Annotated in this window: 22 protein-coding genes and 1 tRNA gene; 3 read left to right on the forward strand and 20 right to left on the reverse strand. The window is 62.0% G+C overall.

Going from position 1 to position 24,728, the window contains the following annotated elements; translation table 11 throughout:
* Positions 1 to 7: 7 nt before the first annotated feature.
* From nuoL to BX591_RS08920, 19 genes are all read right to left on the reverse strand, one after another.
* Positions 8 to 2,098: an NADH-quinone oxidoreductase subunit L gene (nuoL, locus tag BX591_RS08830; RefSeq protein WP_111930375.1), complete on the reverse strand. Its 2,091-nt coding sequence runs from the start codon at positions 2,096 to 2,098 to the stop codon at positions 8 to 10.
* Between the two features lie 17 nt (positions 2,099 to 2,115).
* Positions 2,116 to 2,421: an NADH-quinone oxidoreductase subunit NuoK gene (nuoK, locus tag BX591_RS08835; RefSeq protein WP_006052894.1), complete on the reverse strand. Its 306-nt coding sequence runs from the start codon at positions 2,419 to 2,421 to the stop codon at positions 2,116 to 2,118.
* A 20-nt stretch (positions 2,422 to 2,441) separates the two neighbouring features.
* Positions 2,442 to 3,134 carry an NADH-quinone oxidoreductase subunit J gene (locus BX591_RS08840; RefSeq protein ID WP_111930377.1) on the reverse strand — a complete coding sequence of 231 codons (693 nt, stop codon included), beginning with the start codon at positions 3,132 to 3,134 and terminating at the stop codon, positions 2,442 to 2,444.
* 205 nt (positions 3,135 to 3,339) lie between these two features.
* Entirely contained in the window at positions 3,340 to 3,828 is a 489-nt protein-coding gene (nuoI, locus tag BX591_RS08845) for an NADH-quinone oxidoreductase subunit NuoI (protein ID WP_007175608.1), read from the reverse strand.
* Positions 3,829 to 3,843: 15 nt separating this feature from the next.
* Positions 3,844 to 4,908 carry an NADH-quinone oxidoreductase subunit NuoH gene (gene nuoH, locus BX591_RS08850; RefSeq protein ID WP_111930379.1) on the reverse strand — a complete coding sequence of 355 codons (1,065 nt, stop codon included), beginning with the start codon at positions 4,906 to 4,908 and terminating at the stop codon, positions 3,844 to 3,846.
* On the reverse strand, positions 4,909 to 7,242 hold the full coding sequence (gene nuoG / locus BX591_RS08855) for an NADH-quinone oxidoreductase subunit NuoG (RefSeq protein WP_111930381.1): 2,334 nt from the start codon (positions 7,240 to 7,242) through the stop codon (positions 4,909 to 4,911). It abuts the gene before it with no gap.
* Between the two features lie 112 nt (positions 7,243 to 7,354).
* Positions 7,355 to 8,683, reverse strand: a complete 1,329-nt coding sequence (gene nuoF / locus BX591_RS08860) for an NADH-quinone oxidoreductase subunit NuoF (RefSeq protein WP_105511582.1) — start codon at positions 8,681 to 8,683, stop codon at positions 7,355 to 7,357.
* The gene (nuoE, locus tag BX591_RS08865; protein ID WP_105511583.1) at positions 8,680 to 9,165 is read right to left on the reverse strand and encodes an NADH-quinone oxidoreductase subunit NuoE; all 486 of its coding nucleotides are present in this window, start codon (positions 9,163 to 9,165) and stop codon (positions 8,680 to 8,682) included. Before nuoE ends, nuoF begins: the two co-directional genes overlap by 4 nt.
* Positions 9,166 to 9,295: 130 nt before the next feature.
* The gene (locus BX591_RS08870) at positions 9,296 to 10,549 is read right to left on the reverse strand and encodes an NADH-quinone oxidoreductase subunit D (protein ID WP_111930383.1); all 1,254 of its coding nucleotides are present in this window, start codon (positions 10,547 to 10,549) and stop codon (positions 9,296 to 9,298) included.
* A 9-nt stretch (positions 10,550 to 10,558) separates the two neighbouring features.
* Positions 10,559 to 11,161 carry an NADH-quinone oxidoreductase subunit C gene (locus tag BX591_RS08875; protein WP_111930385.1) on the reverse strand — a complete coding sequence of 201 codons (603 nt, stop codon included), beginning with the start codon at positions 11,159 to 11,161 and terminating at the stop codon, positions 10,559 to 10,561.
* 21 nt (positions 11,162 to 11,182) lie between these two features.
* Positions 11,183 to 11,662 carry a NuoB/complex I 20 kDa subunit family protein gene (locus tag BX591_RS08880; protein WP_006052903.1) on the reverse strand — a complete coding sequence of 160 codons (480 nt, stop codon included), beginning with the start codon at positions 11,660 to 11,662 and terminating at the stop codon, positions 11,183 to 11,185.
* Positions 11,663 to 11,724: 62 nt separating this feature from the next.
* Positions 11,725 to 12,084, reverse strand: a complete 360-nt coding sequence (locus BX591_RS08885; RefSeq protein WP_007175615.1) for an NADH-quinone oxidoreductase subunit A — start codon at positions 12,082 to 12,084, stop codon at positions 11,725 to 11,727.
* A 163-nt stretch (positions 12,085 to 12,247) separates the two neighbouring features.
* A tRNA-Leu gene (locus BX591_RS08890) sits at positions 12,248 to 12,332 on the reverse strand.
* A 113-nt stretch (positions 12,333 to 12,445) separates the two neighbouring features.
* Positions 12,446 to 12,823 (reverse strand): preprotein translocase subunit SecG, encoded by a 378-nt coding sequence (secG, locus tag BX591_RS08895; RefSeq protein WP_111930877.1) that lies wholly within the window; start codon positions 12,821 to 12,823, stop codon positions 12,446 to 12,448.
* An 81-nt stretch (positions 12,824 to 12,904) separates the two neighbouring features.
* On the reverse strand, positions 12,905 to 13,687 hold the full coding sequence (tpiA, locus tag BX591_RS08900; RefSeq protein ID WP_111930387.1) for a triose-phosphate isomerase: 783 nt from the start codon (positions 13,685 to 13,687) through the stop codon (positions 12,905 to 12,907).
* 146 nt (positions 13,688 to 13,833) lie between these two features.
* On the reverse strand, positions 13,834 to 14,850 hold the full coding sequence (locus BX591_RS08905) for an NAD(P)H-quinone oxidoreductase (protein WP_111930879.1): 1,017 nt from the start codon (positions 14,848 to 14,850) through the stop codon (positions 13,834 to 13,836).
* 231 nt (positions 14,851 to 15,081) lie between these two features.
* Positions 15,082 to 17,217, reverse strand: a complete 2,136-nt coding sequence (pnp, locus tag BX591_RS08910; RefSeq protein WP_176343047.1) for a polyribonucleotide nucleotidyltransferase — start codon at positions 17,215 to 17,217, stop codon at positions 15,082 to 15,084.
* Positions 17,218 to 17,583: 366 nt separating this feature from the next.
* Positions 17,584 to 17,856: a 30S ribosomal protein S15 gene (gene rpsO / locus BX591_RS08915; RefSeq protein ID WP_105511589.1), complete on the reverse strand. Its 273-nt coding sequence runs from the start codon at positions 17,854 to 17,856 to the stop codon at positions 17,584 to 17,586.
* A gap of 213 nt (positions 17,857 to 18,069) precedes the next feature.
* A complete protein-coding gene (locus tag BX591_RS08920; protein ID WP_111930881.1) occupies positions 18,070 to 19,353 on the reverse strand; it encodes a branched-chain amino acid ABC transporter substrate-binding protein in 1,284 nt (427 codons plus the stop codon).
* A gap of 191 nt (positions 19,354 to 19,544) precedes the next feature.
* On the opposite strand from BX591_RS08920, the gene BX591_RS08925 reads away from it, so the two are divergent.
* From BX591_RS08925 to BX591_RS08935, 3 genes are all read left to right on the forward strand, one after another.
* Positions 19,545 to 20,126 carry a hypothetical protein gene (locus tag BX591_RS08925; RefSeq protein ID WP_176343048.1) on the forward strand — a complete coding sequence of 194 codons (582 nt, stop codon included), beginning with the start codon at positions 19,545 to 19,547 and terminating at the stop codon, positions 20,124 to 20,126.
* A 238-nt stretch (positions 20,127 to 20,364) separates the two neighbouring features.
* Positions 20,365 to 21,000: a carbonic anhydrase gene (locus tag BX591_RS08930; protein ID WP_111930391.1), complete on the forward strand. Its 636-nt coding sequence runs from the start codon at positions 20,365 to 20,367 to the stop codon at positions 20,998 to 21,000.
* Positions 21,001 to 21,193: 193 nt separating this feature from the next.
* Entirely contained in the window at positions 21,194 to 22,789 is a 1,596-nt protein-coding gene (locus BX591_RS08935; protein WP_111930393.1) for a SulP family inorganic anion transporter, read from the forward strand.
* Positions 22,790 to 22,900: 111 nt separating this feature from the next.
* Here BX591_RS08935 and BX591_RS08940 read toward each other — a convergent pair whose 3' ends face one another.
* Entirely contained in the window at positions 22,901 to 24,448 is a 1,548-nt protein-coding gene (locus tag BX591_RS08940; RefSeq protein WP_111930395.1) for a 2-isopropylmalate synthase, read from the reverse strand.
* Positions 24,449 to 24,728 lie beyond the last annotated feature (280 nt).

Here is a 24,728-nt window from a genome sequence, read left to right on the forward strand (position 1 = left end):
CCTCGCCTTATTTGCCGCCGAGCGTTACAAACAGGGTCAGGAGCCCCAACATGCCGATAATCATGGCAAACGCGTAGTGGTAGATATAGCCGGATTGGAGGAAGCGGATCACGCTGGCGAACCAGCCGATGAAGCGTGCGCTGCCGTTGACGATACCGTCGATCACCACGACGTCGCCTTCCTTCCACAGACCCCGGCCAATGGCCACGGCGCCTCGCGCGAACACGACTTCGTTGATCTTGTCCATGTAGTACTTGTTATCGAGCAGCGTGTAGATCGGGCCGAACGCGCGCTTGATGACAGCCGGCAGATCCGGTCGAACGATGTACAGGAACCACGCCACCACGACGCCCGCGAGCGCCAGCCAGACCGGCAGACCCGAGACCGAGTGCAGACCCATCGACGCCCAGCCGCGGAATTCTTCGGCCATCTCGTGAACCGCGGGATGGTTCGCGCCGATGAAGATCACCTTGTCGAACGCCACGCCGTGCTGGAAGAAGTCGCCGAACAACATCGGACCGACGCCGATCGCACCGATCACCACCGACGGAATCGCCAGCAGCACCAGCGGCAGCCACACTACCCACGGCGTTTCGTGCGGCTCGTGAGCGTGGTCGTCGTGACCGTGCGCGTTGTCATGGCCATGGCCGTGGCCGTGTGCGTCGTGAGCGTGACCGTCATGCGCGTGCGCCGCGGCTTCGATACCCATCGGCGATTCCGGATGCTTCGGACTGCGGAAGCGCTCCTTGCCGTGGAACACCAGGAAGTACATACGGAACGAATACAGCGCCGTGACGAACACGCTCGCCACCACCGCGAAGTACGCGAATCCCGAGCCCGGCAGATTCGACAGCTTCACCGCGTCGATGATCGAGTCTTTCGAGTAGAAGCCCGAAAAGAACGGCGTGCCGATCAGCGCCAGCGAACCGACCAGCGACGTGATCCACGTGATCGGCATGTACTTGCGCAGGCCGCCCATATTACGGATGTCCTGATCGTGGTGCATGCCGATGATCACCGACCCTGCGCCGAGGAACAGCAGCGCCTTGAAGAACGCGTGCGTCATCAGGTGGAACACGGCGACCGAGTAAGCCGATGCGCCGAGCGCGACCGTCATGTACCCGAGCTGCGACAGCGTGGAATACGCCACCACACGCTTGATGTCGTTCTGGATGATGCCGAGGAAACCCATGAACAGCGCGGTGATCGCACCGATGACCATCACGAACGACAGCGCCGTATCCGACAGCTCGAACAGCGGCGACATGCGCGTGACCATGAAGATACCGGCCGTCACCATGGTTGCCGCGTGAATCAGCGCGGAAATCGGCGTCGGGCCTTCCATCGAATCCGGCAGCCAAACGTGCAGCGGGAATTGCGCCGACTTACCCATCGCGCCGATGAACAGGCAGATGCAGGCCACCGTCAGCAGACCCCAATCCGTACCCGGGAAGCTCAAGGCCGCGAGTTCGGTGCGCTTCGCGAAGACGTCGCCGTAGTTCATCGAACCGGCGAACGCGAACAGCAGGCCGATACCCAGCAGAAAGCCGAAGTCGCCGATGCGGTTCACGATGAACGCCTTCATGTTCGCGTAGATCGCGGTCGGGCGCGTGAAGTAGAAGCCGATCAGCAGGTACGACACCAGGCCCACCGCTTCCCAGCCAAAGAACAGTTGCAGGAAGTTGTTGCTCATCACGAGCATCAACATCGAGAACGTGAACAGCGAGATGTACGAGAAGAAGCGCTGGTAGCCGTCGTCGTCGGCCATGTAGCCGATCGTGTAGATGTGCACCATGAGCGACACGAAGGTCACCACGCACATCATCATTGCCGTCAGCGAGTCGACCAGGAAGCCGACTTCGAAATTGGTTTTGCCGATCGTCATCCATTGGTAGACGGTCGCGTTGAAGCTCGCGCCGTCCATTACCTGGAAGAACACCACGGCCGACAGGATGAACGAGATCGCGACGCCGAGGATCGTGACCGAATGCGCACCGGCTCGTCCTACCGCTTTTCCGAACAACCCTGCGATCAGGGAACCGGCCAGCGGTGCCAGCGGGATCGCCAGCAGCAGGTTTTCATTGAGTATCGTGGACATAACCGCTTTTCCTGAAATTAACCTTTGAGCTGATCGAGATCCTCGACATTGATCGTGTCGAGGCTACGGAACAGGGTCACCAGAATTGCGAGGCCGATCGCCGCTTCCGCCGCCGCTACCGTCAGCACGAAGAAAACGAAGATCTGGCCATGCACGTCGCCGAGGTAATGCGAAAACGCGACGAAATTGGTGTTCACCGCCAGCAACATCAGTTCGATCGCCATCAGGATGATGATCACGTTACGGCGGTTCAGGAAAATGCCGACGATGCTGATCGCAAACAGGATCGCGCCGAGGACAAGGTAATGGGCAAGGGTCAACATGATTTCTATCTCCTGTCCGCTCAGCTGTTCTTTGCCGGTGCCGAGTCGGCTGCTGCTGCCGCCGCTGCTGCAGCGGCTTCTTCCGCCGCGACGGTTGCCGCGGTCTTTTCCGACTTCATCTTCACGACACGCACACGGTCCTGAGCGCGCACCTTGACCTGCTCGCTGACGTTCTGGCGTTTGCTATCTTTCTTGTGGTTCGTGGTCAGTGCGATCGCCGCGATGATCGCGACCAGCAGCACGAGGCCGGCCACTTCGAACGCGAAGATGTAATCGGTGTAGATCACCTTGCCGATCAGTCGGGTGTTCGACCAGTCGCCCATGCCGTTCGCGGCGGCGGCGGTGTCGCGCAGCGCGGTGGCGGTCGCACCGTAACCGTGCCAGAGAATCAGCGCGGTTTCGATCACGATGATCGCGCCCACCAGCGTGGCCATCGGCACGAAGCGTTTGAAGTCTTTGCGCAGCACGTCGATGTTGATGTCCAGCATCATCACGACGAACAGGAACAGCACCATCACCGCGCCGACGTAGACCAGCACCAGCAGAATCGCAAGGAACTCGGCCTCCAGCAGCATCCAGATCGCGGCTGCGTTGAAGAACGCCAGCACCAGAAACAGTGCGGACGACACCGGGTTGCGCGAGGTGATCACCTTCAGCCCTGAAACCACCAGGAACAGCGCGAAGATGTAGAACAGTACGGTCGTGAATTCCATGATTACCGGTTCATCGTTAGGCCATCGTCAGGCATTGTTCTTTGGCACGCGGGGTCGAACAGGCAGGGAAACCGCCGGAACAACCACACAGGTGCGCCGTGCCGCGGCGTTCAAACCGCGGCGCCCGGCCCGACAACAGGCCGTTTTGCTGATGCATTTACTGCCGCATTGACTGCTTCAACTGAAATACTGCGAATGAAGCGCTTCAACGATACGGTGCGTCGGCTGCCTTGTTCGCGGCGATCTCGGTTTCGTAACGATCGCCAACGGCCAGCAGCATGTCTTTCGTGAAATACAGGTCGCCACGCTTCTCGCCGTGATACTCGAGAATGTGCGTTTCGACGATCGAATCGACCGGGCAGCTCTCTTCGCAGAAACCGCAGAAGATGCACTTGGTCAGGTCGATGTCGTAGCGTGTCGTACGGCGCGTATTGTCCGCACGCGTTTCCGACTCGATCGTGATGGCGAGCGCCGGGCACACCGCTTCGCACAACTTGCAGGCGATGCAGCGCTCTTCGCCGTTTTCGTAGCGGCGCAGCGCATGCAGCCCACGGAAACGCGGCGAGATCGGGGTCTTTTCTTCCGGGAACTGCACGGTTACCTTGCGCTGGAACGTATAACGTCCGGTCAGCGCGAGGCCCTTCAACAGTTCCGTCAGAAAGAAGGTCTTGAAAAAGTTTTGGATTGCGGTCATGGGTTCATCCGCCCTTTATTTCCAGATATTCAACGGCGACATGATCCAGAAGCCGACCACCACCAGCCACACCACGCAGACCGGAATGAACACCTTCCAGCCCAGACGCATGATCTGGTCATAGCGATAGCGCGGGAATGTGGCACGCGCCCAGATGAACACCGACAACAGCAGGAAAACCTTGAGGACGAGCCAGAAGATGCCCGGGATAAACGACAGGAACCCGAACGGAGCGCTCCAGCCCCCAAGGAACAGTGTTGATGCCAACGCCGAGATCACGATCATGTTGATGTACTCGCCGAGGAAGAACAGCGCGAACGCCATCCCCGAGTAATCGATCATGTGACCCGCGACGATTTCCGACTCCCCTTCCACCACGTCGAACGGGTGACGGTTCGTTTCGGCGATGCCCGAGATGAAGTACACGACGAACATCGGCAGCAACGGCAGCCAGTTCCAGGAAAGGAAGTTCAGGCCGTGCGAAGCGAAGAAGCCGTGTTCCTGCGAACCGACGATGCCCGAGAGGTTCAGCGTGCCGGCGGTCATCAGCACGACGACGAGCGCGAAGCCCATCGAGATTTCGTACGAAACCATTTGCGCCGCGGCGCGCATCGCGCCGAGGAACGCGTATTTCGAATTCGACGCCCAACCGGCCAGGATCACGCCGTACACGCCGATCGACGAAATCGCCATGGCGTACAGCAGACCCGCGTTGATGTCGCCGAGCACCGCGCCCGCCTGGAACGGAATCACCGCCCAGACCGCGAAGGCCGGCACCACCACCATGATCGGCGCGATCAGGTAGATCCAGCGGCTGGCTTGCGCCGGCTGAATCACTTCTTTCAGCAGCAGCTTCAGCACGTCGGCGATCGGCTGCAGAAGACCTGCGGGGCCGACGCGGTTCGGGCCGAGACGCACGTGCATCCAGCCGATCAGCTTACGCTCCCAGAGAATCAGGTAAGCCACACACAGCAGGATCACGACGGCCACCACCAGGATGCGCACCAGTGCCCACACCGTGGGCCATGCCACACCGAGAAGCTGGGTGCCGCCCGAGTTGATCGTATCGAACAAGCTCATTTACGCCTTCTCCACCAGCAGTTCACCGAACAGGCTGCCCAGCGCCGCACCGGCAGGCGTAGCCGCCGATACGCGGACGACCGTCTCCGCAAGATTCGCGTCGCGCACGGCCGGCAACTGCACCGATTGCTCGCCCTGGCGCACGCGCACAGCGTCACCTTCCTTCAAACCCAGTTTGTCGAACAGCGCGGCCGGCAGACCGACCGAGTTCGCCGCACGCGATGCTGCCGTCAGATGCAGCGATTCAGCACGACGCACGAGCGCGTCGGCGTGATAGATCGGCACGTTCGCGATGCGCTCGAACTGGCCTTCCGCTGCCTTGACCGCCCGGCCGCGCGCAACCGTAGCACCCGTCTTGTTCGACAGACGCGGCGTCAATGCACCGTCGCCCAACGCTGCCGTGCGGACTTCTTCGGACGTGTCGAATTCGAAGCCCGGCACGCCCAGCAGGCTGCCCAGCACGCGCAATACCTTCCATGCCGGACGCGTGTCGCCGAGCGGACGCACGACGCCGTTGAACGACTGCACCGTGCCTTCGGCGTTGACGAACGTACCGGACGTTTCCGTAAACGGCGCGATCGGCAGCAGCACGTCGGCGTAGTCGGCGCCCGTCTGGAACGGCGACATCACGACAACCATCTCTGCCTGGTTCAGCGCGGCCAGCGCCTGCGCCGGATTGGCCGTGTCGAACTCCGGTTCGACGTTCAGCAGCAGATAACCCTTACGCGGTTGCTCGAACACTTCGCGAGCATTCAGACCGCCCTGGCCCGGCAACGCGTTCACCAGATGCGCGCCGACCGTGTTGGCTGTTTCCGTGAGGAAGCCCAGCGTCGCGCCGGTCGCGTCCGCGATCCATTGCGCCGCGGCGTGAATGGCAGCGAAATCGGGATGACGCACGGCTGCGTTGCCCAGCAGCACGAGGCGGCTTTCGCCAGTGCTGAGCGACTTCGCGACCTGCTTGTTGGCGTCGGTGGGCTGCGTGCCGGCGAAAGCTTCCGGCAGTGCCGCGCCCTTCGCTTCCGACACCGCGCCGGCGATACCCGCCAACGCGTCGAGCCAGGCCGACGGTGCGGCGACCACGCGTTGCGCTTGCGGAATCAGCGCGTCGTCGTTCGTGGCCTGCACGAGCGTGAGCTTCGCGCCGTTCTTCGCGGCTTGCCGCAGACGCGCGGCGAACAGCGGATGGTCGCGGCGCAGATCGGAGCCGATCACCAGTGCGGCGTCGACATTCGACAGTTCGGCGATGCTCGTGCCGAGCCACGGTGCGCCATTCAGCGGCGCCGAGAAATCCGACTGACGCAGACGGAAGTCGACGTTCGGCGTGCCGACCGCTTGCGCCAGTTGCTTCAACAGGAACAGTTCTTCGACCGTGCTGTGGGCGCTACCGATTGCGGCCAGCGCATCCGCGCCATGGTCGCCCTTGATGCCCTTCAAACCCTTGACCACATAGTCAAGCGCGGTTTGCCAGTCGGTTTCGATCCACTTGCCGTCTTGCTTGAGCATAGGCTGCGTCAAGCGCTCGGGGCTGTTCAGGCCTTCGTACGAGAAGCGGTCCTTGTCCGAAATCCAGCATTCGTTGATGGATTCGTTTTCGAACGGCAGAACCCGCATCACGCGGTTGTTCTTCACTTGCACCACGAGGTTTGCGCCGACGGAATCGTGCGGGCTCACCGACTTGCGGCGCGACAGTTCCCACGTGCGGGCGCTGTAGCGGAACGGCTTGCTGGTCAGCGCGCCGACCGGGCACAGGTCGATCATGTTGCCCGACAGCTCCGAATCCACCGTCTTGCCGACGAACGACGTGATTTCCGAATGCTCGCCGCGGCCCAGCATGCCGAGTTCCATCACACCGGCCACTTCCTGGCCGAAGCGAACGCAACGCGTGCAATGAATGCAACGCGACATTTCTTCCATCGAGATCAGCGGGCCGACGTTCTTGTGGAACACCACGCGCTTTTCTTCGCTATAGCGCGATGCCGACTTGCCGTAGCCCACGGCCAGATCCTGCAACTGACATTCGCCGCCCTGGTCGCAGATCGGGCAGTCGAGCGGGTGGTTGATCAGCAGGAATTCCATCACGGCTTGCTGGCCCTTCACCGCCTTGTCCGACTTGGTGCGCACGATCATGCCGGCCGACACCGGCGTCGCGCATGCGGGCACGGCCTTCGGCATTTTTTCGACATCGACCAGACACATCCGGCAGTTGGCCGCAATCGACAGCTTCTTGTGATAGCAGAAGTGAGGAATGTACGTGTCGACCTTATGCGCAGCCTGGATCACCATGCTGCCTTCAGGCACCTCTACTTTCTTGCCGTCTATTTCAAGTTCAACCATGATGGTCAATCTTCCTTAACCTGTTACCGCTCAATCGTTCGCCCGGTTCACCGCCCGTTTCAGGCGATGAATCCCGCGGATGACGTGTTCTTCTGCGTGCTTGTCTGCTTACTTAAGCCGCTACGGTTTCCGACGCCGCCGCTGCGCCGGCGTGACCGCCGACGAGGCAATGCTTGTGGGCGACGTGATATTCGAATTCGTCCCAGTAGTGCTTGAGCATGCCGCGAACCGGCATGGCCGCCGCATCGCCGAGCGCGCAAATCGTGCGGCCCATGATGTTTTCAGCGACCGAGTTCAACAGATCCAGATCTTCCGGACGGCCGAGCCCATGCTCGATACGATGCACCACGCGATAAAGCCAGCCCGTGCCTTCGCGGCAAGGCGTGCATTGACCGCACGATTCTTCGTAATAGAAGTACGACAGGCGCAACAGCGAGCGCACCATGCAACGCGTCTCGTCCATCACGATGACCGCGCCCGAACCGAGCATCGAGCCCTGCTTGGCGATCGAGTCGTAGTCCATGTCGGTCTGCATCATGATGTCGCCCGGAATCACCGGTGCCGACGAACCGCCAGGAATCACGGCCTTGATCTTCTTGCCGCCGCGCATACCGCCGGCCAGTTCCATCAGCGTCGAGAACGGCGTGCCGAGCGGAATTTCATAGTTGCCCGGACGTTCGACGTCGCCGGCTACCGAGAAAATCTTCGTGCCGCCGTTGTTCGGCTTGCCGATTTCGAGGTAATTCTGCGGACCGACCGCGAGCAGGAACGGCACTGCGGCAAACGTCTCGGTGTTGTTGATCGTGGTCGGCTTGCCGTACACGCCGAAGCTCGCCGGAAATGGCGGCTTGAAACGCGGCTGGCCTTTCTTGCCTTCCAGCGACTCGAGCAGCGCGGTTTCTTCGCCGCAAATGTAAGCGCCGTAACCGTGGTGCGCATGCAGTTCGAACGAGAAGCCCGAACCCATGATGTTCTCGCCGAGGAATCCGGCGCGACGCGCCTCTTCCAACGCTGCTTCAAAGCGTTTGTAGGTTTCCCAGATTTCGCCGTGAATATAGTTGTAGCCGACCGTGATACCCATCGCGTATGCGCCGATGGCCATGCCCTCGATCAGCGAATGCGGATTGAAACGCAGAATGTCGCGGTCTTTGAACGTGCCCGGTTCGCCTTCGTCCGAATTGCAGACGAGGTACTTCTGGCCGGGGAACTGACGCGGCATGAAACTCCACTTCAGACCGGTCGGGAAGCCCGCACCGCCACGGCCGCGCAGACCCGACGCCTTGACGTCGGCGATCACCTGCTCGGGCGGAATTTTTTCTTCGAGAATACGGCGCAGCTGGGCGTAACCGCCGCGCGCCACGTAGTCTTCGAGATGCCAGTTGTCGCCGTTCAGGCCGGCGAGAATCAGCGGTTTGATGTGACGATCGTGTAAAGACGTCATTTTGAAAGTTCCTCGAGCAGCTGGTCGATCTTCGCGCGGCTCATGAAGCTGCACATGCGATGGTTGTTCACCAGCATCACCGGCGCGTCGCCGCACGAACCCATGCACTCACCCTCTTTCAGGGTGAATTTGCCGTCGGCCGTGGTTTCGCCGAAGTCGATGCCGAGCTTCTGCTTCAGATAGTCAGCCGCGCTGTCCGCACCGCCGTCCGGGCCGAGCTGGCACGGCAGGTTCGTACAGAGCGTGATCTTGTATTTGCCGACCGGCGAGGTCTCGTACATCGTGTAGAAGGTAGCGACCTCCTGCACGGCGACTGCCGGCATGCCGAGATAGTCCGCGACGAACTGCATGAGTTCGGGCGACAGCCAGCCATGCTCTTCCTGAGCAGTAGCCAGCGCCGACATCACGGCGGACTGTTTCTGATCGGCGGGATACTTCGCGATCGCACGATCGATTTCTTTCAGGCCTTCAGCTGAGATCATTTTCAGACACGACTCTTTCAATTCCTACCGAACGAAAACCCGTCGCTCACTCATGCTGCGACAGACCCGGCGTTCCTTTGCTTGACGCGCGCTTCGGTGCAGGCTGAAGACACGCGGCGATGAATACGTCCTAGCGATCCACTTCGCCGAACACGATGTCCTGCGTACCGATGATCGTCACGGCGTCGGCGATCATGTGACCGCGAGCCATTTCATCGAGCGTGGACAGGTGCGCATAACCCGGCGCGCGAATCTTCAGGCGATACGGCTTGTTGGCGCCGTCCGAGATCAGGTAGATACCGAACTCGCCCTTCGGATGTTCGACCGCGGCGTATGCCTCGCCTTCCGGCACATGGAAGCCTTCCGTGAAGAGCTTGAAGTGGTGAATCAGCTCTTCCATGTTCGACTTCATGCCGACACGCGACGGCGGCGCAACCTTGTGATTGTCGATCATCACCGGACCCGGATTCTTGCGCAGCCACTCAACGCACTGTTTCACAATCCGCGTGGATTGGCGCATTTCTTCGACGCGAACCAGATATCGGTCATAACAGTCGCCATTAACGCCGACCGGAATGTCGAAATCGAGCTTGTCGTAGACTTCGTAAGGCTGCTTCTTGCGCAAGTCCCACTCGATACCCGAGCCGCGCAACATAGCGCCGGTCATACCGAGGTTCAACGCGCGTTCCGGGCTAACCACGCCGATACCGACCAGACGCTGCTTCCAGATCCGGTTGTCGGTGAGCAGCGTTTCGTACTCGTCGACACACTTCGGAAAACGGGTGAAGAAATCGTCGATGAAGTCGAGCAGCGAACCCTGACGGTTCTCGTTCATCTTGGACAAGGCCTTCGCATTGCGAATCTTCGAGGCCTTGTACTGCGGCATGGCTTCCGGCAGATCGCGATACACGCCGCCTGGACGGTAATACGCTGCGTGCATCCGTGCGCCGGATACCGCTTCATACACGTCCATCAGATCTTCGCGCTCGCGGAACGCATACAGAAACACCGCCATCGCGCCGACGTCAAGCGCGTGGGCGCCGATCCACATCAGGTGATTCAGCACGCGCGTGACTTCGTCGAACATCACGCGGATGTATTGCGCGCGGACCGGCACGTCGATGCCGAGCAGCTTTTCGATCGCCATCACGTAGCCGTGCTCGTTGACCATCATCGACACGTAGTCGAGACGGTCCATGTACGGCACGGACTGGATGAAGGTTTTGGTTTCCGCGAGCTTTTCAGTCGCGCGATGCAGCAGACCGATGTGCGGATCGGCGCGCTGGATGACTTCGCCGTCGAGCTCGAGCACGAGGCGCAGCACACCGTGCGCTGCCGGATGCTGAGGGCCGAAGTTGAGCGTGTAGTTTTTGATCTCTGCCATGGCGTTCTCTTAGTGTTTCAGACCGCCATAGCGATCTTCGCGGATCACGCGCGGCGTGATTTCCCGCGGCTCGATCGTCACAGGCTGATAGACGACGCGCTTTTCTTCCGGGTCGTAACGCATTTCGACGTAGCCGGAGACAGGGAAATCTTTACGGAACGGGTGACCAATGAAACCGTAGTCGGTCAGGATGCGGCGCAGATCCGGGTGGCCTTCGAAGACGATGCCGTACAGGTCGAAAGCCTCGCGCTCGTACCAGTTGACCGAATTCCAGATATCCACGACCGAGGGGAGAATCGGCATTTCGTCGTCCGGCGCAAACACCCGCAAACGCAGACGCCAGTTGTTCTGCACCGACAACAAATGCAGAACGGCCGCGAAACGCGGACCGTCGTAAGCGCCGTCGGCGTAGGTCTGGTAATCGACGCCGCACAGATCGACGCATTGCTCGAAACCGAGCGAACGGTCGTCGCGCAGACGGGTTGCCACGTTGAGGTAGTCGCTTGCCTTCACGACGATCGTCAACTCACCGATTGCCTCGGTCGTGCTCAACAGGAGGCCGCTGAAGGCCGCCTCGAGGTTCGCTTTCAGGGTCTCGAGTTTGCTTGCCATATTGTGGGGGAGGCCTTGGCCTTATTGACGGGCGATTGTGTTGGTGCGGCGAATCTTGGCCTGCAACTGGATCACGCCGTACACCAGCGCCTCCGCTGTGGGCGGACAGCCCGGCACATAGACGTCGACCGGCACGATGCGGTCGCAGCCACGCACTACCGAATACGAGTAGTGGTAATAGCCGCCGCCGTTCGCGCACGAGCCCATCGAGATCACCCAGCGCGGCTCGGCCATCTGGTCGTAGACCTTGCGCAAAGCCGGCGCCATCTTGTTGCACAGCGTGCCGGCGACGATCATCACGTCCGACTGACGCGGACTCGGACGAAACACCACGCCGAATCGGTCGAGGTCATAACGGGCAGCGCCCGCATGCATCATCTCGACCGCGCAGCACGCAAGACCGAACGTCATCGGCCACAACGAACCGGTGCGCGTCCAGTTGATCAGTTTGTCAGCCGTGGTGGTGACAAACCCTTCCTTCAAGACCCCTTCGATACTCATTTGCTTTCCACTCCAGACGGGGTGGCAAGCCTGGCCACCCACGCAAACCGGCGATTAATCCATCATTCCCAGTCGAGGCCACCTTTCTTCCAGATATAGGCGAAGCCCAGCAGGAATTCGAGCAGGAAAATCATCATCGCCATGAAGCCGGGCCAGCCGATGTCGCGCAGGGCGACGCCCCACGGGAACAGGAAAGCGGTTTCAAGGTCGAAAATGATGAAGAGAATGGCGACGAGGTAATAGCGCACGTCGAACTTCATGCGCGCATCTTCGAATGCTTCGAAGCCGCACTCGTACGGTGCGTTTTTCTCGGTGTCGGGCTTGTTGGGACCGAGGATTTTACCAATGCTGACCAGTGCTACGCCTAAACCGGTGCCCACAATGAGGAACAGCAAGACGGGGAAATAGGCTGCGAGGTTCAAGACTATCCTCAATCGGTTGGTTCTGAGTGCCGACAGGAGCATAGCACTCCTGCCGCGAAATCACTTCCGAAACGCACAAGCTGCAAGCCCAACGCAAGCCGTGCTCCAGAAACAAAAAATGCCAGCCGAAGCGAAGCAAGCGGCTAGCATTTAGATAACATTTTGGTGCCGACGGCGAGACTCGAACTCGCACAGCTTTCGCCACTACCCCCTCAAGATAGCGTGTCTACCAATTTCACCACGTCGGCACTGCATGCAATCCGGGAAAACAACTTGTAAAACCCGCGAATCGCTTCAAGACTCAAATTATAACTGGCTTAAGCGGTTTGTTCAACGCACAAAATGCAGTTTGCACGAAAATTTATTTCGGCACGTCAGTGGCCGGCGTGGACGCAGCCGATGCCGGCAACACAGCCGAGCCACCTGCCGGCGCCGCTGCCGCAGAGGCCGCAACCGGTGCAGTCGCCGCCGCGCCCAGCACGCCCGCGGACGGTTTCGCACGATACGCGCCGAGGTACGTCAGCGTCAACGTGGTGACAAAGAACACCGCTGCGAGGACGGCGGTTGTACGCGACAAAAAGTTCGCCGAACCCGTCGCGCCGAACAGACTGCCCGATGCGCCGCTACCGAAAGCAGCGCCCATATCGGCGCCTTTGCCGTGTTGCAGCAAGACGAGGCCGATAACCCCGAGTGCCGACAACAGCTGAACGACGATAATCAATGTTTTCAAATACAGCATCACACTCACCTGAGTCTTTATTAACCGGACCACACACGGTGTGCGGTACGGGAATGGGGCATCCTCGCCGAGGCGCCCTGCTTAGCCAGCGACGCCCACTACAACCGCAGCCGCCTTGCAGATCGCCAGAAAATCCTGGTCTTTCAACGACGCGCCGCCAATCAGACCGCCGTCGATATCCGGTTGACGGAACAATTCTTCCGCGTTTTCCGGTTTCACACTGCCGCCGTACAACAGCGGCACTTCCGCCACTTCCGCGCCCTTAGCCGCCAGCCGCGAACGCAAAAACGCGTGAACTGCCTGCGCCTGCTCCGACGTCGCGCTCTTGCCGGTGCCGATCGCCCAGACCGGCTCATACGCGACAACGATACGCGCCGCGTCTTGCACCGACAGCTTCGCCAGCACTTCGTCCAGTTGCGTGCCGACTACCTGCTCGGTCGCACCGGCCTCGCGCTCCTCCAAGGTTTCGCCGACACAAACGATCGGCGTCAACCCCGCTTCCAGCGCGCGCTGCGTTTTTATCGCGACCAGCTCGGCGCTTTCGCGATGATAGGCACGGCGTTCCGAGTGCCCGACGATGGCGATCGAGGCGCCGAAATCCACTACCATCGGCGCGGCCACTTCGCCGGTATAGGCGCCATGCGTGAACGCGGACACGTCCTGCACGCCCCACACGATCCGGCTGCCTGCCAGTAACGACTGAGCCTGCGCAAGATACGGGCTCGGCACACAGACACCGACTCGCACTTCGCCAGGCAATGCGCTCGCGCCTTGCGACACAGCCTGCAACAGCGTCGCATTTTCAGCGAGGCGCCCGTGCATTTTCCAGTTACCGACTACCAGCTTGGCTCGTTGTTTCGACATCGTCTCGTCTTATCTTGGCGGCGGACTTCGTTTGCGCTGACAGCCCGCCTTTCGGACTCATGCGGCGTGCGCAAAACGCGCAATTTTACTGCCTGGGGTGGATCGGGTCAAACAGCCTGTGTCAAGGCCGTATCGAGCCGCTCGCCTCAAGCGTCCTGACCCCAGCTCAGCACGATCTTGCCGACGTGGGTGCTGCTCTCCATCAGCGTGTGCGCCTCGGCCGCCTGCGCGGCCGGGAACACCCGATGCACCACCGGCTTGATGCGACCGTCTTCGAGATGCGGCCACACGTGCTCTTTCAACTGCGCGGCGATCTTCGCCTTGAACTCGATCGGCCGCGGACGCAGCGTCGAACCCGTCACCGTCAAACGGCGGCGCAGCACGTCGTTCAGATTCAGCTCGGCTTTCGCGCCGCCCAGCAACGCGATCAGCACGATCCGGCCGCCTTCGGCCAACGCGGTGAGCTCACGCGGCACATAGCTGCCCGCCACCATGTCGAGCACCACGTCGACGCCACGGTCGTGGGTGAGCGACTTGATGACTTCGACGAAATCCTCGGTTTTATAGTTGATCGCCCGTTCGGCGCCCAGCGCCTCGCACGCACGACACTTTTCGTCCGAGCCGGCGGTGGCGAACACGCGAAAACCCAGCGCGTGCGCAATCTGGATCGCCGTCACGCCGATGCCGCTCGAACCGCCCTGCACCAGCAGCGTCTCGTTCGGCGCGCCCTCGCCCTTGCCGAGTTGCGCACGGTCGAACACGTTGGTCCAGACCGTGAAGAACGTCTCCGGCAGCGAAGCAGCCTCGATATCCGACAAACCTCGCGGCACCGGCAAGCATTGCAGCAGCGGCGCGGCCGCGTATTCCGCGTAACCGCCGCCGGCCAGCAGCGCGCAGACACGATCGCCGATCTTCAGACCGAACGGGTTGTTCTTCTCGTCGATCGTGCCGCCGACGATCTCGCCCGCGACCTCCAGCCCCGGCAGGTCCGACGCGCCCGGCGGCGGCGCATAGCCGCCCTTGCGCTGAAACACGTCCGGCCGGTTGATGCCGGAAGCCGCCACCTTGATCAGCACCTCGCCCGCTTTTGGTTGCGGCATGGGCCGCTCGGCGAGCTTGAGGACATCCGGCGCACCGAATTCGGTGATTTCGATCGCTTTCATCTGCGTCAACTCCAAGATTGGATTGCGTTGCACACCCGCGTTGCTCACCCGTTGCACATCTATTGCACGCCGCCCGGAACGCGAACCGCCTGACCTACGACGGAGCGCTCCATGCAAACAGAGTACCCGTTTGTACTCATTCGCATACGTCCGCAACGCAATCCACCCTGCACCCTTCATGAAAAACGGCCGGCGCGCATTCGCGCTGCCGGCCGTTGCTCCGCTACCGGATTACTCCGGCGTCGGCTCGCCTTGCGGCGCGTCGTTCAGCAACGCCTTGGCCGACAAACGCACGCGGCCCTTTTCGTCCGTCTGGATGACCTTGACCTTCACTTGCTGGCCATCTTTCAGGTAGTCGTTGATGTCCTTGATACGCTCGTTAGCGATTTCGGAGATGTGCAGCAGACCATCCTTGCCCGGCAGGATGTTCACGATCGCACCGAAATCGAGCAGCTTGAGCACGGTGCCTTCGTACACCTGACCCACTTCGACTTCCAGCGTGATGTTCTCGATACGCTTCTTCGCTTCGGCCATCCCTTCGCTGCTCGTGCTGGCGATGGTGACGACGCCGTCGTCCGAAATATCGATCGTCGTGCCGGTTTCTTCGGTCAGCGCGCGGATCACCGAACCACCCTTGCCGATCACGTCGCGGATCTTTTCCGGATTGATCTTGATGGTGATCATGCGCGGTGCGTAGTCCGACAGCACCGTGTTGGCGCCCGACACCGCCGAGGTCATCTTACCGAGGATATGCATGCGGCCTTCCTTCGCTTGCGCGAGAGCGACCTGCATGATTTCCTTCGTGATGCCCTGGATCTTGATGTCCATCTGCAGCGCGGTCACGCCTTGTTCCGTACCCGCCACCTTGAAGTCCATGTCGCCGAGGTGATCTTCGTCGCCGAGGATGTCGGTCAGCACGGCAAACTTGTTGCCTTCCAGGATCAGGCCCATCGCGATGCCGGCGACGTGCGCCTTCATCGGCACGCCGGCGTCCATCAGTGCGAGGCAGCCGCCGCACACCGAAGCCATCGACGACGAACCGTTCGATTCGGTGATTTCCGACACCACGCGAATCGAGTAGCCGAATTCGTCGGCGCTCGGCAGGCAGGCTGCCAGTGCGCGCTTGGCCAGACGGCCGTGACCGATTTCACGGCGCTTCGGCGAACCGACGCGACCCGTTTCGCCGGTCGCGAACGGCGGCATGTTGTAGTGGAGCATGAAGCGTTCGCGGTACTCGCCTTCGAGCGCGTCGATGTTCTGCTCGTCGCCCTTGGTGCCGAGCGTTGCCACCACCAGCGCTTGCGTTTCGCCGCGCGTGAACAGTGCCGAACCGTGCGTACGCGGCAGCACGCCGGTACGGATTTCGATCGGGCGCACGGTGCGCGTGTCGCGGCCGTCGATACGCGGCTCGCCGTTCAGGATCTGCGTACGGACGATCTTCGCTTCGATGTCGAACAGCACATTGCCGACGGTCGCCTTGTCGGCCGCTGCCGTACCGCTTGCAGCCGCCTCTTCTTCCAGCTTCGCCGACGTCGCTGCGTAGACTTCCTTCAGCTTGGCCGAACGTGCCTGCTTGTCGCGGATCTGGTAAGCGGCGAGCAGGTCGGCTTGCGCCAGTTCCGCCACGCGTGCGATCAGCGGTTCGTTCTTCGCTGCCGGCTTCCAGTCCCATTCCGGCTTGCCGCCTTCGCGGACCAGTTCATGGATCGCGTCGATCGCGATCTGCATCTGCTCGTGACCGAACACCACGCCGCCGAGCATCACTTCTTCGCTCAGTTGCTGCGCTTCCGATTCCACCATCAGCACCGCGCGTTCCGTACCGGCGACGATCAGGTCGAGCGCCGATTCCTTCATTTGCGGACGCGTCGGGTTCAACACGTATTCGTTGTTGATGTAGGCCACGCGTGCTGCGCCGACCGGGCCGTTGAACGGCAGACCGGAAACGGCGAGCGCCGCCGACGCGCCGATCAGCGCGGGAATGTCAGCGGGGATTTCGGGGTTCAGCGACAGGACGTGGATCACGACCTGGACTTCGTTGTAGAAGCCTTCCGGGAACAGCGGACGCAGCGGACGGTCGATCAGGCGCGAGGTCAGCGTTTCGCCTTCCGACGGACGGCCTTCGCGGCGGAAGAAGCCGCCCGGGATCTTACCGGCGGCGTAGGTCTTTTCGAGGTAGTCGACGGTCAGCGGGAAGAAATCCTGACCCGGCTTGGCGGTCTTGGCGCCGACCACGGTTGCCAGGATGACGGTGTCTTCGACGTCGACGATCACCGCACCGCTCGCCTGACGAGCGATTTCGCCCGTTTCGAGGCGAACGTTATGTTGTCCCCACTTAAATTCTTTGACGATCTTATTGAACATAGTCATTGCTTTTCCTCTTCGTAATGCCGCGCGGACCAGAAGCGGCGCGGCAACGCCAGGACCGGCGCCGCAGGGGGAAGAGTAGTGTTATGCCATTCCAGAGAACCACGCCCTACGTCGAGTACGTGCGCGAACCGCTGGAATGACACAAAGCTCTGCCCTGAAGCCCGGCCATGTTTCTCTTGTGCGGCTTGTTCTACCGCTCTTTGCTACTGCTTTACGACGACTTCCTGTTCCCGCCGCATGAACCGGCACGCCACTGCGGACCACAGGCAGCGCGCGTCACATGAAGCGCACCGTGCAAAAACAAAATGCCTGCATCAGCGGAACTGACACAGGCATCTTGCTGAGAGCGCCTAACCGCGCGCCCGATTACTTACGCAGACCCAGCTTCTCGATCAGTGCGCGGTAACGGTCCGCGTCCTTACCCTTCAGGTAGTCGAGCAGCTTACGACGGCGGCTCACCATGCGCAGCAGACCGCGGCGGCTGTGGTGATCTTTCGTGTGAGCCTTGAAGTGGAGCGTCAGTTCGTTGATGCGGGTCGTGAGCAGCGCGACCTGAACTTCGGGGGAGCCGGTGTCGTTAGCTGCGCGTGCGAATTGCGCAACGACTTCGGACTTGGTGCTTGTTTCAACTGCGGACATGTCGATTTCCTTAAGAACTAGACAGGCGGTCACGGAAGAAAGGCCGTGCCGTGGGTTACTCCCGTAGCTGAAGCCTGAACTTGATAGGCCATGCCTCACAACGGGACGCGTATTGTAGCACAGCCCATTGCGGCCGCGAACCCTGCTGCGCCGGGGCGATTCGAGGACGACTCATGGGCGGGTCAAGCACCGGAAGGCCGCTCGAGGCACGCCTTACGGCCGTTTCATCCTGCAGGTGGTCGGCGGCACGGTGCGCTCGGACGGCAGCGCCAGCACGGTGCGGAAACCGTAGCCGGAGCCTTCGTTATCGAAATGCACGCCCGGCGTGCCGGCCTTGTCCATCTCCATCACGTAGAGCGGCTGGATCAGTTGATGGTCGTCGGCGCGCATCCACGAGGCGTGGAAGCCGTTGTCGAACCTGATGCCCTCGAGCGCGCGGGCGACAGCCAGCGGGTCGGCGCTGCGGGCACGGTTCATCGCCGCGGCGAGGGTTTCGATCATCAGCGGCATGCGCAGCACCGGGTAATCGTCCTGGGCGGCCGGGAAACGGGCCCGGAACGCGGCATACCAGGCGTCGGACGCCGCGCCGCCGGCGTTCGGGTGCCAGTCGGCCACGGCGATCACGTGCTTGACGCCGGCGTCGCCGAGCGCGGCCGGCGCGCCGAGGCTGTTGCCGTAGAACGTATAGAACTTCGTGTCCAGACCCTGCTCACGCGCCGCCTTGACCAGCAGCGTCAGGTCGTTGCCCCAGTTGCCCGTGATCACGGCATCGGCGCCGCTCGCGCGGATCTTCGCGATGTACGGCGCGAAATCCTTCACCCGGCCGATCGGATGGAACTCGTCGCCGACCACCGCGATATCCGGGCGTTTCGCCGCCAGCGTGGAACGCGCGAGGCTGCTGACGTCGTGCCCGAAACTGTAGTCCTGGTTCAGCAGGTACACCTTCTTCACCGCCTTGTCGCGCTGGATCACATCGGCCAGCGCATCCATGCGCATACCCGCGTGCGCGTCGAAGCGGAAGTGCCAGAAGCTGCAGTTGGCGTTGGTCAACGCGGGGTCGTCGGCGGAATAGTTGAGGAACAACTCCCGGTTGGCCGGCTCGCGGCTGTTCTGCTTGTCGATCGCGCCGATCAGCGCGGCGGCGACCGCCGAACTGTTGCCTTGCATGATGTAGCCGATATGGCGGTCGGCGGCCGCGCGCAGTTGCGTGAGCGCCTCTTCGGCGCTGCCTTTGCTGTCCAGCACGACCAGTTCGAACGGATGCGCGCCGTCGGCAAGCTTCACGCCGCCGTGCGCGTTCACCTGCTCGACGCCGAAGCGCAGATTGCGCTCCACCGCAGCCCCCGCGTTCGCGAACGGACCGGACATGCCTTCGATCAGCGCGAGCTGGATCGGGGCGCCGGTCGGTTTGCCGCCCGTTTGCGCCACGGCATAACCCGCCGCCGCCATCGACATCGCCGCCAGTGCCGCTGCCGCCGCTCGTTGCCACTTCGCCATCGTGATCGCCCCGCTTGATTCGTCGAAGCGCGGATCATAGGTCGTTCGCGACGGAATAAGCAAGCCGCCGCAAGCGTTACCGTACTGACTTGGGCGCCCTTTGACGAAGCGCCGCTGTTTGGCCGCAGCGCATGTCAAAATACCGGGTCTCGATGATAAAAACCGCGACTCAAATGCCATCGGAGGAATTTATGTTCAACCGCCACGCCTTTACGGCGGCTTCGGCCGGTGCACCGGCCGCCGGAGCGCCGGCCGCCGGAGTTCAGGCAACTGGGCGCCTGCGCCGCGCCGCGCTCGTCTGCCTGAGCGCGCTGGCGCTCGCCGGCTGCGCGCAGCCCTGGCAGCAATTCCAGCCGGGTGCCGACGAATCGACCATCGTCACGCGCCTCGGGCCGCCGCGCGAAAGCTACGACCTGCCGAACGGCGGCAAACGGCTGATGTGGCCGACCCAGCCGATGGGCGAAACCACTACCGCCGCCGATATCGACGCGTCCGGCAAGATCGTCAACGTGCGCCAGGTGCTGCAGCCCAACGAGTTCTACCGGGCGCAAATCGGTCAATGGACCAAGAGCGACGTGCTGGTGAACTTCGGCCGCCCGGTCGAAACGGCGTACTTCCCGTTGATGAAGCGCGAAGTCTGGACCTACCGCTATCAGGAAGACAACGTCTGGTACATGATGTACAGCTTTTATTTCGACGATCAGGGCATTCTGCGAACCACGCAGAAAACGCCGGATCCGTTGCATGATCCCGATCGCCGAGGCCTGTTCTAAGCAATCGCTCGAACCAGTCCGAACGGATCTACGAAAGCCGCCCCGCCGGGCGGCTTTTATTTATTTATTTCGCATGCAGGCGAATTTTATTTCTCGCCTGGTGGATTTATTTTTTGATAGAAAGGCATTCGTAAGCATTGATTCGCTATTCGTCGAGGTGACGGGCAGGCTGGCTGACATGCGAGTACAGCCGCCGCACACCTCGGCCGGATCGATGCCCCTCCCGGAGCCGCTATCGATGAACCGTCCCAAACGCCTGCTGGTCGCCAACGTTGCATGGGCGCACGAAACCGCCGTGCGCAACCCCGCGTTCTTTCGTGATCTGGTCTGCGGGCAAAACCCGCACGTGCTGTGGATCGGCTGCTCGGACAGCCGCGTGCCCGCCGAAACCATCACGCATTGCGAGCCGGGCGACCTGTTCGTCCATCGCAATATCGCCAACCTGTTTCAGCCGGACGACGACAACTCCGCGAGCGTCCTCGAATACGCGGTGAAGGTGCTGAAGGTCGGACACGTGATCGTCTGCGGTCACTACGGCTGCGGCGGCGTGCGCGCCGCGCTGCTGCCGCCGGAGCCGAGCCTGCCGCACGTGAACCGCCGGATCGCGCCGTTGTGCGCGCTGGCGGACGCGCATCGCGACGAACTCGACGCCCGCGCGACCGGGCGTGAGCGTATCGACCGCCTCGCCGAACTCAACGTGCTGGATCAGGTACGACGCTTACGCGCGCATCCGATCGTGCGGGAAGCCGGTCCGGCACCGCTCGTCCACGGCTGGATCTTTGCGCTGGAGGACGGCCGCATCAAGGTGCTCACCTCCGGCTACGAGGCCGACGACGCGATGACCTGCGCGACCGCGGCACATAGCGCGGCTTAACGGCAAAACGCGCTGAAGAGCGCAAAGGAGCGCCGACCCTCGCTGACGGACGCCGCATCGCCTGCATTCAGAGCACTCAGGCACGCACGCGCCGCAGCTTTCGCAGTTCGCCCGATATTCAGAGGCAACGGCTCGCCCTTCGCTACCCGCCCAGGCCGCTCGCCAATGCCCTATACCTCACTGCACGGACACTATGAATCCACGCGCTTTCTTCTCCACGTTTCAGCGCGACCTGCTTGCGGGCACGGTCGTTTTTCTGGTGGCCTTGCCGCTCTGTCTGGGCATCGCGAACGCGTCGGGCGTCGAACCGTTCGCCGGGCTCGTCTCGGGTATCGTCGGCGGCCTGGTGGTGGCCGTGCTGAGCGGCTCGCGTCTGAGCGTGAGCGGGCCGGCGGCGGGCCTCGTCGTGATCGTCGTCGACGGGATCGCGCAGCTCGGCAGCTTTTCCGCGTTCCTGCTGGCCGTGCTGCTGTCTGGCGCGATCCAGTTCGGCTTCGGCATGCTCAAGGCCGGGCGATTCGCGGCGTACGTGCCGTCGCCGGTGATCAAAGGCATGCTGGCCGCGATCGGCGTGCTGCTGATCGTCAAGCAGTTCCCGCTTGCATTGGGGTTAGGCGGGGCTTCGTCCGCGTCATCCGCGGCGGCAACGGCAGCAGCGGCGCCGGGCGTCCACGCCGCCGGCGCAATCGCCACCCCGTTCGGCTCGATCTCGCTCGCGGCCTGCGTCATCACGCTGTTGTCGCTGGCTATTCTGGTCGGCTGGGAAACCCGCGCCATGCGACGCTTCAAACTCGTGCGTTTACTGCCCGCACCGCTCGCCGTCGTGTTGCTCGGGATCGGCGCGACCTTGCTGCTCAGTGTGCTCGCGCCTTCGTTCGCGCCGCCGGCCGAACACCGGGTCGCGCTGCCGTCGCTGGAATCGTTCGCGGCGTTGCAGGTTGCGCTTCAATGGGCCGACTTCGGCCCGCACTTCGCGCAACTCGTCAATCCCGATATCTGGCGCGTGGCCATCACGCTGGCGATCGTCGCGAGTCTTGAAACGCTGCTGAGCCTCGAAGCCGTCGAACAGATCGATCCCCAGCGGCGCGCCGCGCCGCCGGATCGCGAACTGAAGGCGCAAGGCGTGGGCAATCTGATCGCGGGCGCGATCGGCGGCTTGCCGATCACGTCGGTGATCGTGCGCAGTTCGGCGAATGTGCACGCGGGCGCGCAGAGCCGGCTGTCGGCGATCATTCACGGCGTGTTGCTCCTGGTCAGCGTGTTCGCGCTCACCAGCGTCATCAATCTGATTCCGCTCGCCTGTCTCGCGGCGATCCTGATCTTCACGGGCGTGAAGCTGGCCAAACCGTCGTTGTTCGTTGCGATTGCCCGGCAAGGTTTCGCGCCGTTCGCACCGTTTATCGTCACGCTGGTCGGCGTGCTCGCGACCGATCTGCTGATCGGCATCGTGCTCGGCATTCTGTGCAGCGTGCTGCTCGCGCTGGTGGCGAACCTGCGCGGTCCGATCGTGCTGGCGCAACACGGCGATCACTACCTGCTGTCGTTTCGCAAGGACGTGTCGTTTCTCAGCAAGGTGCCGCTCAAGCATTATCTGCAGCAGATTCCCGACGGCGCCACGCTGATCGTCGACGCGACGCGCGCCGATTTCGTCGATCACGATGTACGCGAACTACTCGATACCTTCGTGGCCGATGCGCCGCGCCGGGGGATCGCGGTCGAGGTACGGCATCAGGTTCAGGCGCAGGCACGCGCGGCGCGCGGCTGGTCGATGCGGCGGGCGGCGGAATAGCGCGCGGATTGGCAATCTCTCCACGAAAAAGCCCCGCGCCATTCATCTAATGGCGCGGGGCTTTTATAAACGCTGCAAGGCCGCCAGGTCAGCGCGCCGCGTTCGTCTCACTCACTCCGAACGTTGCGGATTCAACTTGTCGACGTTCGAGTAAAGCTTGTTGAGCGCCGAGATATACGCCTTGGCGGAGGCCGCGACGATATCCGGATCGGTGCCGACGCCGTTGACGATACGCCCGCTCTTCGACAGGCGCACCGTCACTTCGCCCTGCGCCTGCGTGCCGGTGGTGATCGCATTCACCGAGTACAGGAGCAATTCAGAACCGCTGCCCACTTCGGTTTCGATCGCGTTGAGCGTGGCGTCGACGGGGCCGTTGCCGCGCGCCTCGCCGGTGATCTCCTTGCCCTCCACCGAGAACACGATCTTCGCGTGCGGCTGTTCGCCGGTTTCCGAATGCTGCGACAGCGACAGGAACTTGTAGTGCTCCTTCTCCTGCGCCGCCGCCGATTCCTCGGTGACGATCGAGATGATGTCTTCGTCGAAAATTTCCGCCTTGCGGTCGGCCAGTTCCTTGAAGCGCGCAAACGCGGTGTTCAACTCCGCCTCGCTGTCCAGCGCAATACCCAGTTCCTGCAGACGCTGCTTGAACGCATTGCGGCCCGACAGTTTGCCGAGCACGATCTTGTTCGCGCTCCAGCCCACGTCTTCGGCTCGCATGATTTCGTAGGTATCGCGCGCCTTCAGCACGCCGTCCTGGTGAATACCGGAGGCGTGGGCAAACGCGTTCGCGCCGACCACCGCCTTGTTCGGTTGCACCACGAACCCGGTGATTTGCGACACCAGTTTCGACGCGGGCACGATCTGCGTGGTGTCGAGGCCCACGTCGAGGCCGAAATAATCCTTGCGGGTCTTCACCGCCATGACGATTTCTTCGAGCGACGTGTTGCCCGCGCGCTCGCCGAGACCGTTGATCGTGCACTCCACCTGACGCGCGCCGCCAATCTGCACGCCGGCCAGCGAGTTCGCCACCGCCATGCCGAGGTCGTTGTGGCAATGCACCGAGAACACCGCCTTGTGCGAGTTCGGAATACGTTCGCGCAGCGTTTTCACCAACTGACCGTACAACTCGGGCACGCCGTAACCGACCGTATCCGCGATGTTGATGGTGGTCGCGCCTTCGGCGATGACCGCCTCGAGCACGCGGCACAGAAAATCCATATCCGAGCGGCTGCCGTCTTCCGGCGAGAATTCGACGTCGTCGGTGAATTTGCGGGCGAAACGCACTGCCAGCTTCGCCTGCTCGAACACCTGGTCCGGCGTCATACGCAGCTTTTTCTCCATGTGCAGCGGCGACGTGGCGATGAACGTGTGGATGCGGAAATGATCGGCGGGCTTGAGCGCGTCGGCGGCGCGCTGGATGTCTTTGTCGTTCGCGCGGGCCAGCGAGCAGATCGTGCTGTCCTTGATCATGCCGGCGATAGTCTGGATCGCGTCGAAGTCACCGTTCGAGCTGGCCGCGAAGCCGGCTTCGATTACGTCCACTTTCATGCGTTCGAGTTGCTTCGCGATGCGGATTTTTTCTTCTTTCGTCATCGACGCGCCGGGCGATTGCTCGCCGTCGCGTAACGTAGTGTCGAATATGATCAGTTTGTCGGACATGTCGGGTCTCCTGAGGAGTCGTTCAATTGTGGGGATCGGATCTTGGAATGGGGGTGTCCGGAGGTTTCTGCGCCACCGCTGGCGACGTTCGGCCACAGACGCGGCAAACGGAGCGGCGCGCGAATACGACCAGGCGGCGACTCACACGACGATGCAGGCGACGATCAGCGCGAGCCACGCGCCGGCACGCTGGATGACACGCCGGCCTGACGAGGCACGTGGCGCGCCCAAAGAGGCGTGTGAACGTATTCAACGAACGACTATAACGGCATTCCCCCAG

It is taken from the genome of Paraburkholderia bryophila, assembly GCF_003269035.1.
Taxonomy (GTDB): Bacteria; Pseudomonadota; Gammaproteobacteria; order Burkholderiales; family Burkholderiaceae; genus Paraburkholderia; species Paraburkholderia bryophila.

What these genes read in the sequence shown, in the direction of transcription:
- nuoL (WP_111930375.1), bottom strand. Translation starts at nt 2,098, where the DNA reads ATGTCCACGATACTCAATGAAAACCTGCTGCTGGCGATCCCGCTGGCA.
- nuoK (WP_006052894.1), bottom strand. Translation starts at nt 2,421, where the DNA reads ATGTTGACCCTTGCCCATTACCTTGTCCTCGGCGCGATCCTGTTTGCG.
- BX591_RS08840 (WP_111930377.1), bottom strand. Translation starts at nt 3,134, where the DNA reads ATGGAATTCACGACCGTACTGTTCTACATCTTCGCGCTGTTCCTGGTG.
- nuoI (WP_007175608.1), bottom strand. Translation starts at nt 3,828, where the DNA reads ATGACCGCAATCCAAAACTTTTTCAAGACCTTCTTTCTGACGGAACTG.
- nuoH (WP_111930379.1), bottom strand. Translation starts at nt 4,908, where the DNA reads ATGAGCTTGTTCGATACGATCAACTCGGGCGGCACCCAGCTTCTCGGT.
- nuoG (WP_111930381.1), bottom strand. Translation starts at nt 7,242, where the DNA reads ATGGTTGAACTTGAAATAGACGGCAAGAAAGTAGAGGTGCCTGAAGGC.
- nuoF (WP_105511582.1), bottom strand. Translation starts at nt 8,683, where the DNA reads ATGACGTCTTTACACGATCGTCACATCAAACCGCTGATTCTCGCCGGC.
- nuoE (WP_105511583.1), bottom strand. Translation starts at nt 9,165, where the DNA reads ATGATCTCAGCTGAAGGCCTGAAAGAAATCGATCGTGCGATCGCGAAG.
- BX591_RS08870 (WP_111930383.1), bottom strand. Translation starts at nt 10,549, where the DNA reads ATGGCAGAGATCAAAAACTACACGCTCAACTTCGGCCCTCAGCATCCG.
- BX591_RS08875 (WP_111930385.1), bottom strand. Translation starts at nt 11,161, where the DNA reads ATGGCAAGCAAACTCGAGACCCTGAAAGCGAACCTCGAGGCGGCCTTC.
- BX591_RS08880 (WP_006052903.1), bottom strand. Translation starts at nt 11,662, where the DNA reads ATGAGTATCGAAGGGGTCTTGAAGGAAGGGTTTGTCACCACCACGGCT.
- secG (WP_111930877.1), bottom strand. Translation starts at nt 12,823, where the DNA reads ATGCTGTATTTGAAAACATTGATTATCGTCGTTCAGCTGTTGTCGGCA.
- tpiA (WP_111930387.1), bottom strand. Translation starts at nt 13,687, where the DNA reads ATGTCGAAACAACGAGCCAAGCTGGTAGTCGGTAACTGGAAAATGCAC.
- BX591_RS08905 (WP_111930879.1), bottom strand. Translation starts at nt 14,850, where the DNA reads ATGAAAGCGATCGAAATCACCGAATTCGGTGCGCCGGATGTCCTCAAG.
- pnp (WP_176343047.1), bottom strand. Translation starts at nt 17,217, where the DNA reads ATGACTATGTTCAATAAGATCGTCAAAGAATTTAAGTGGGGACAACAT.
- rpsO (WP_105511589.1), bottom strand. Translation starts at nt 17,856, where the DNA reads ATGTCCGCAGTTGAAACAAGCACCAAGTCCGAAGTCGTTGCGCAATTC.
- BX591_RS08920 (WP_111930881.1), bottom strand. Translation starts at nt 19,353, where the DNA reads ATGGCGAAGTGGCAACGAGCGGCGGCAGCGGCACTGGCGGCGATGTCG.
- BX591_RS08925 (WP_176343048.1), top strand. Translation starts at nt 19,545, where the DNA reads ATGTTCAACCGCCACGCCTTTACGGCGGCTTCGGCCGGTGCACCGGCC.
- BX591_RS08930 (WP_111930391.1), top strand. Translation starts at nt 20,365, where the DNA reads ATGAACCGTCCCAAACGCCTGCTGGTCGCCAACGTTGCATGGGCGCAC.
- BX591_RS08935 (WP_111930393.1), top strand. Translation starts at nt 21,194, where the DNA reads ATGAATCCACGCGCTTTCTTCTCCACGTTTCAGCGCGACCTGCTTGCG.
- BX591_RS08940 (WP_111930395.1), bottom strand. Translation starts at nt 24,448, where the DNA reads ATGTCCGACAAACTGATCATATTCGACACTACGTTACGCGACGGCGAG.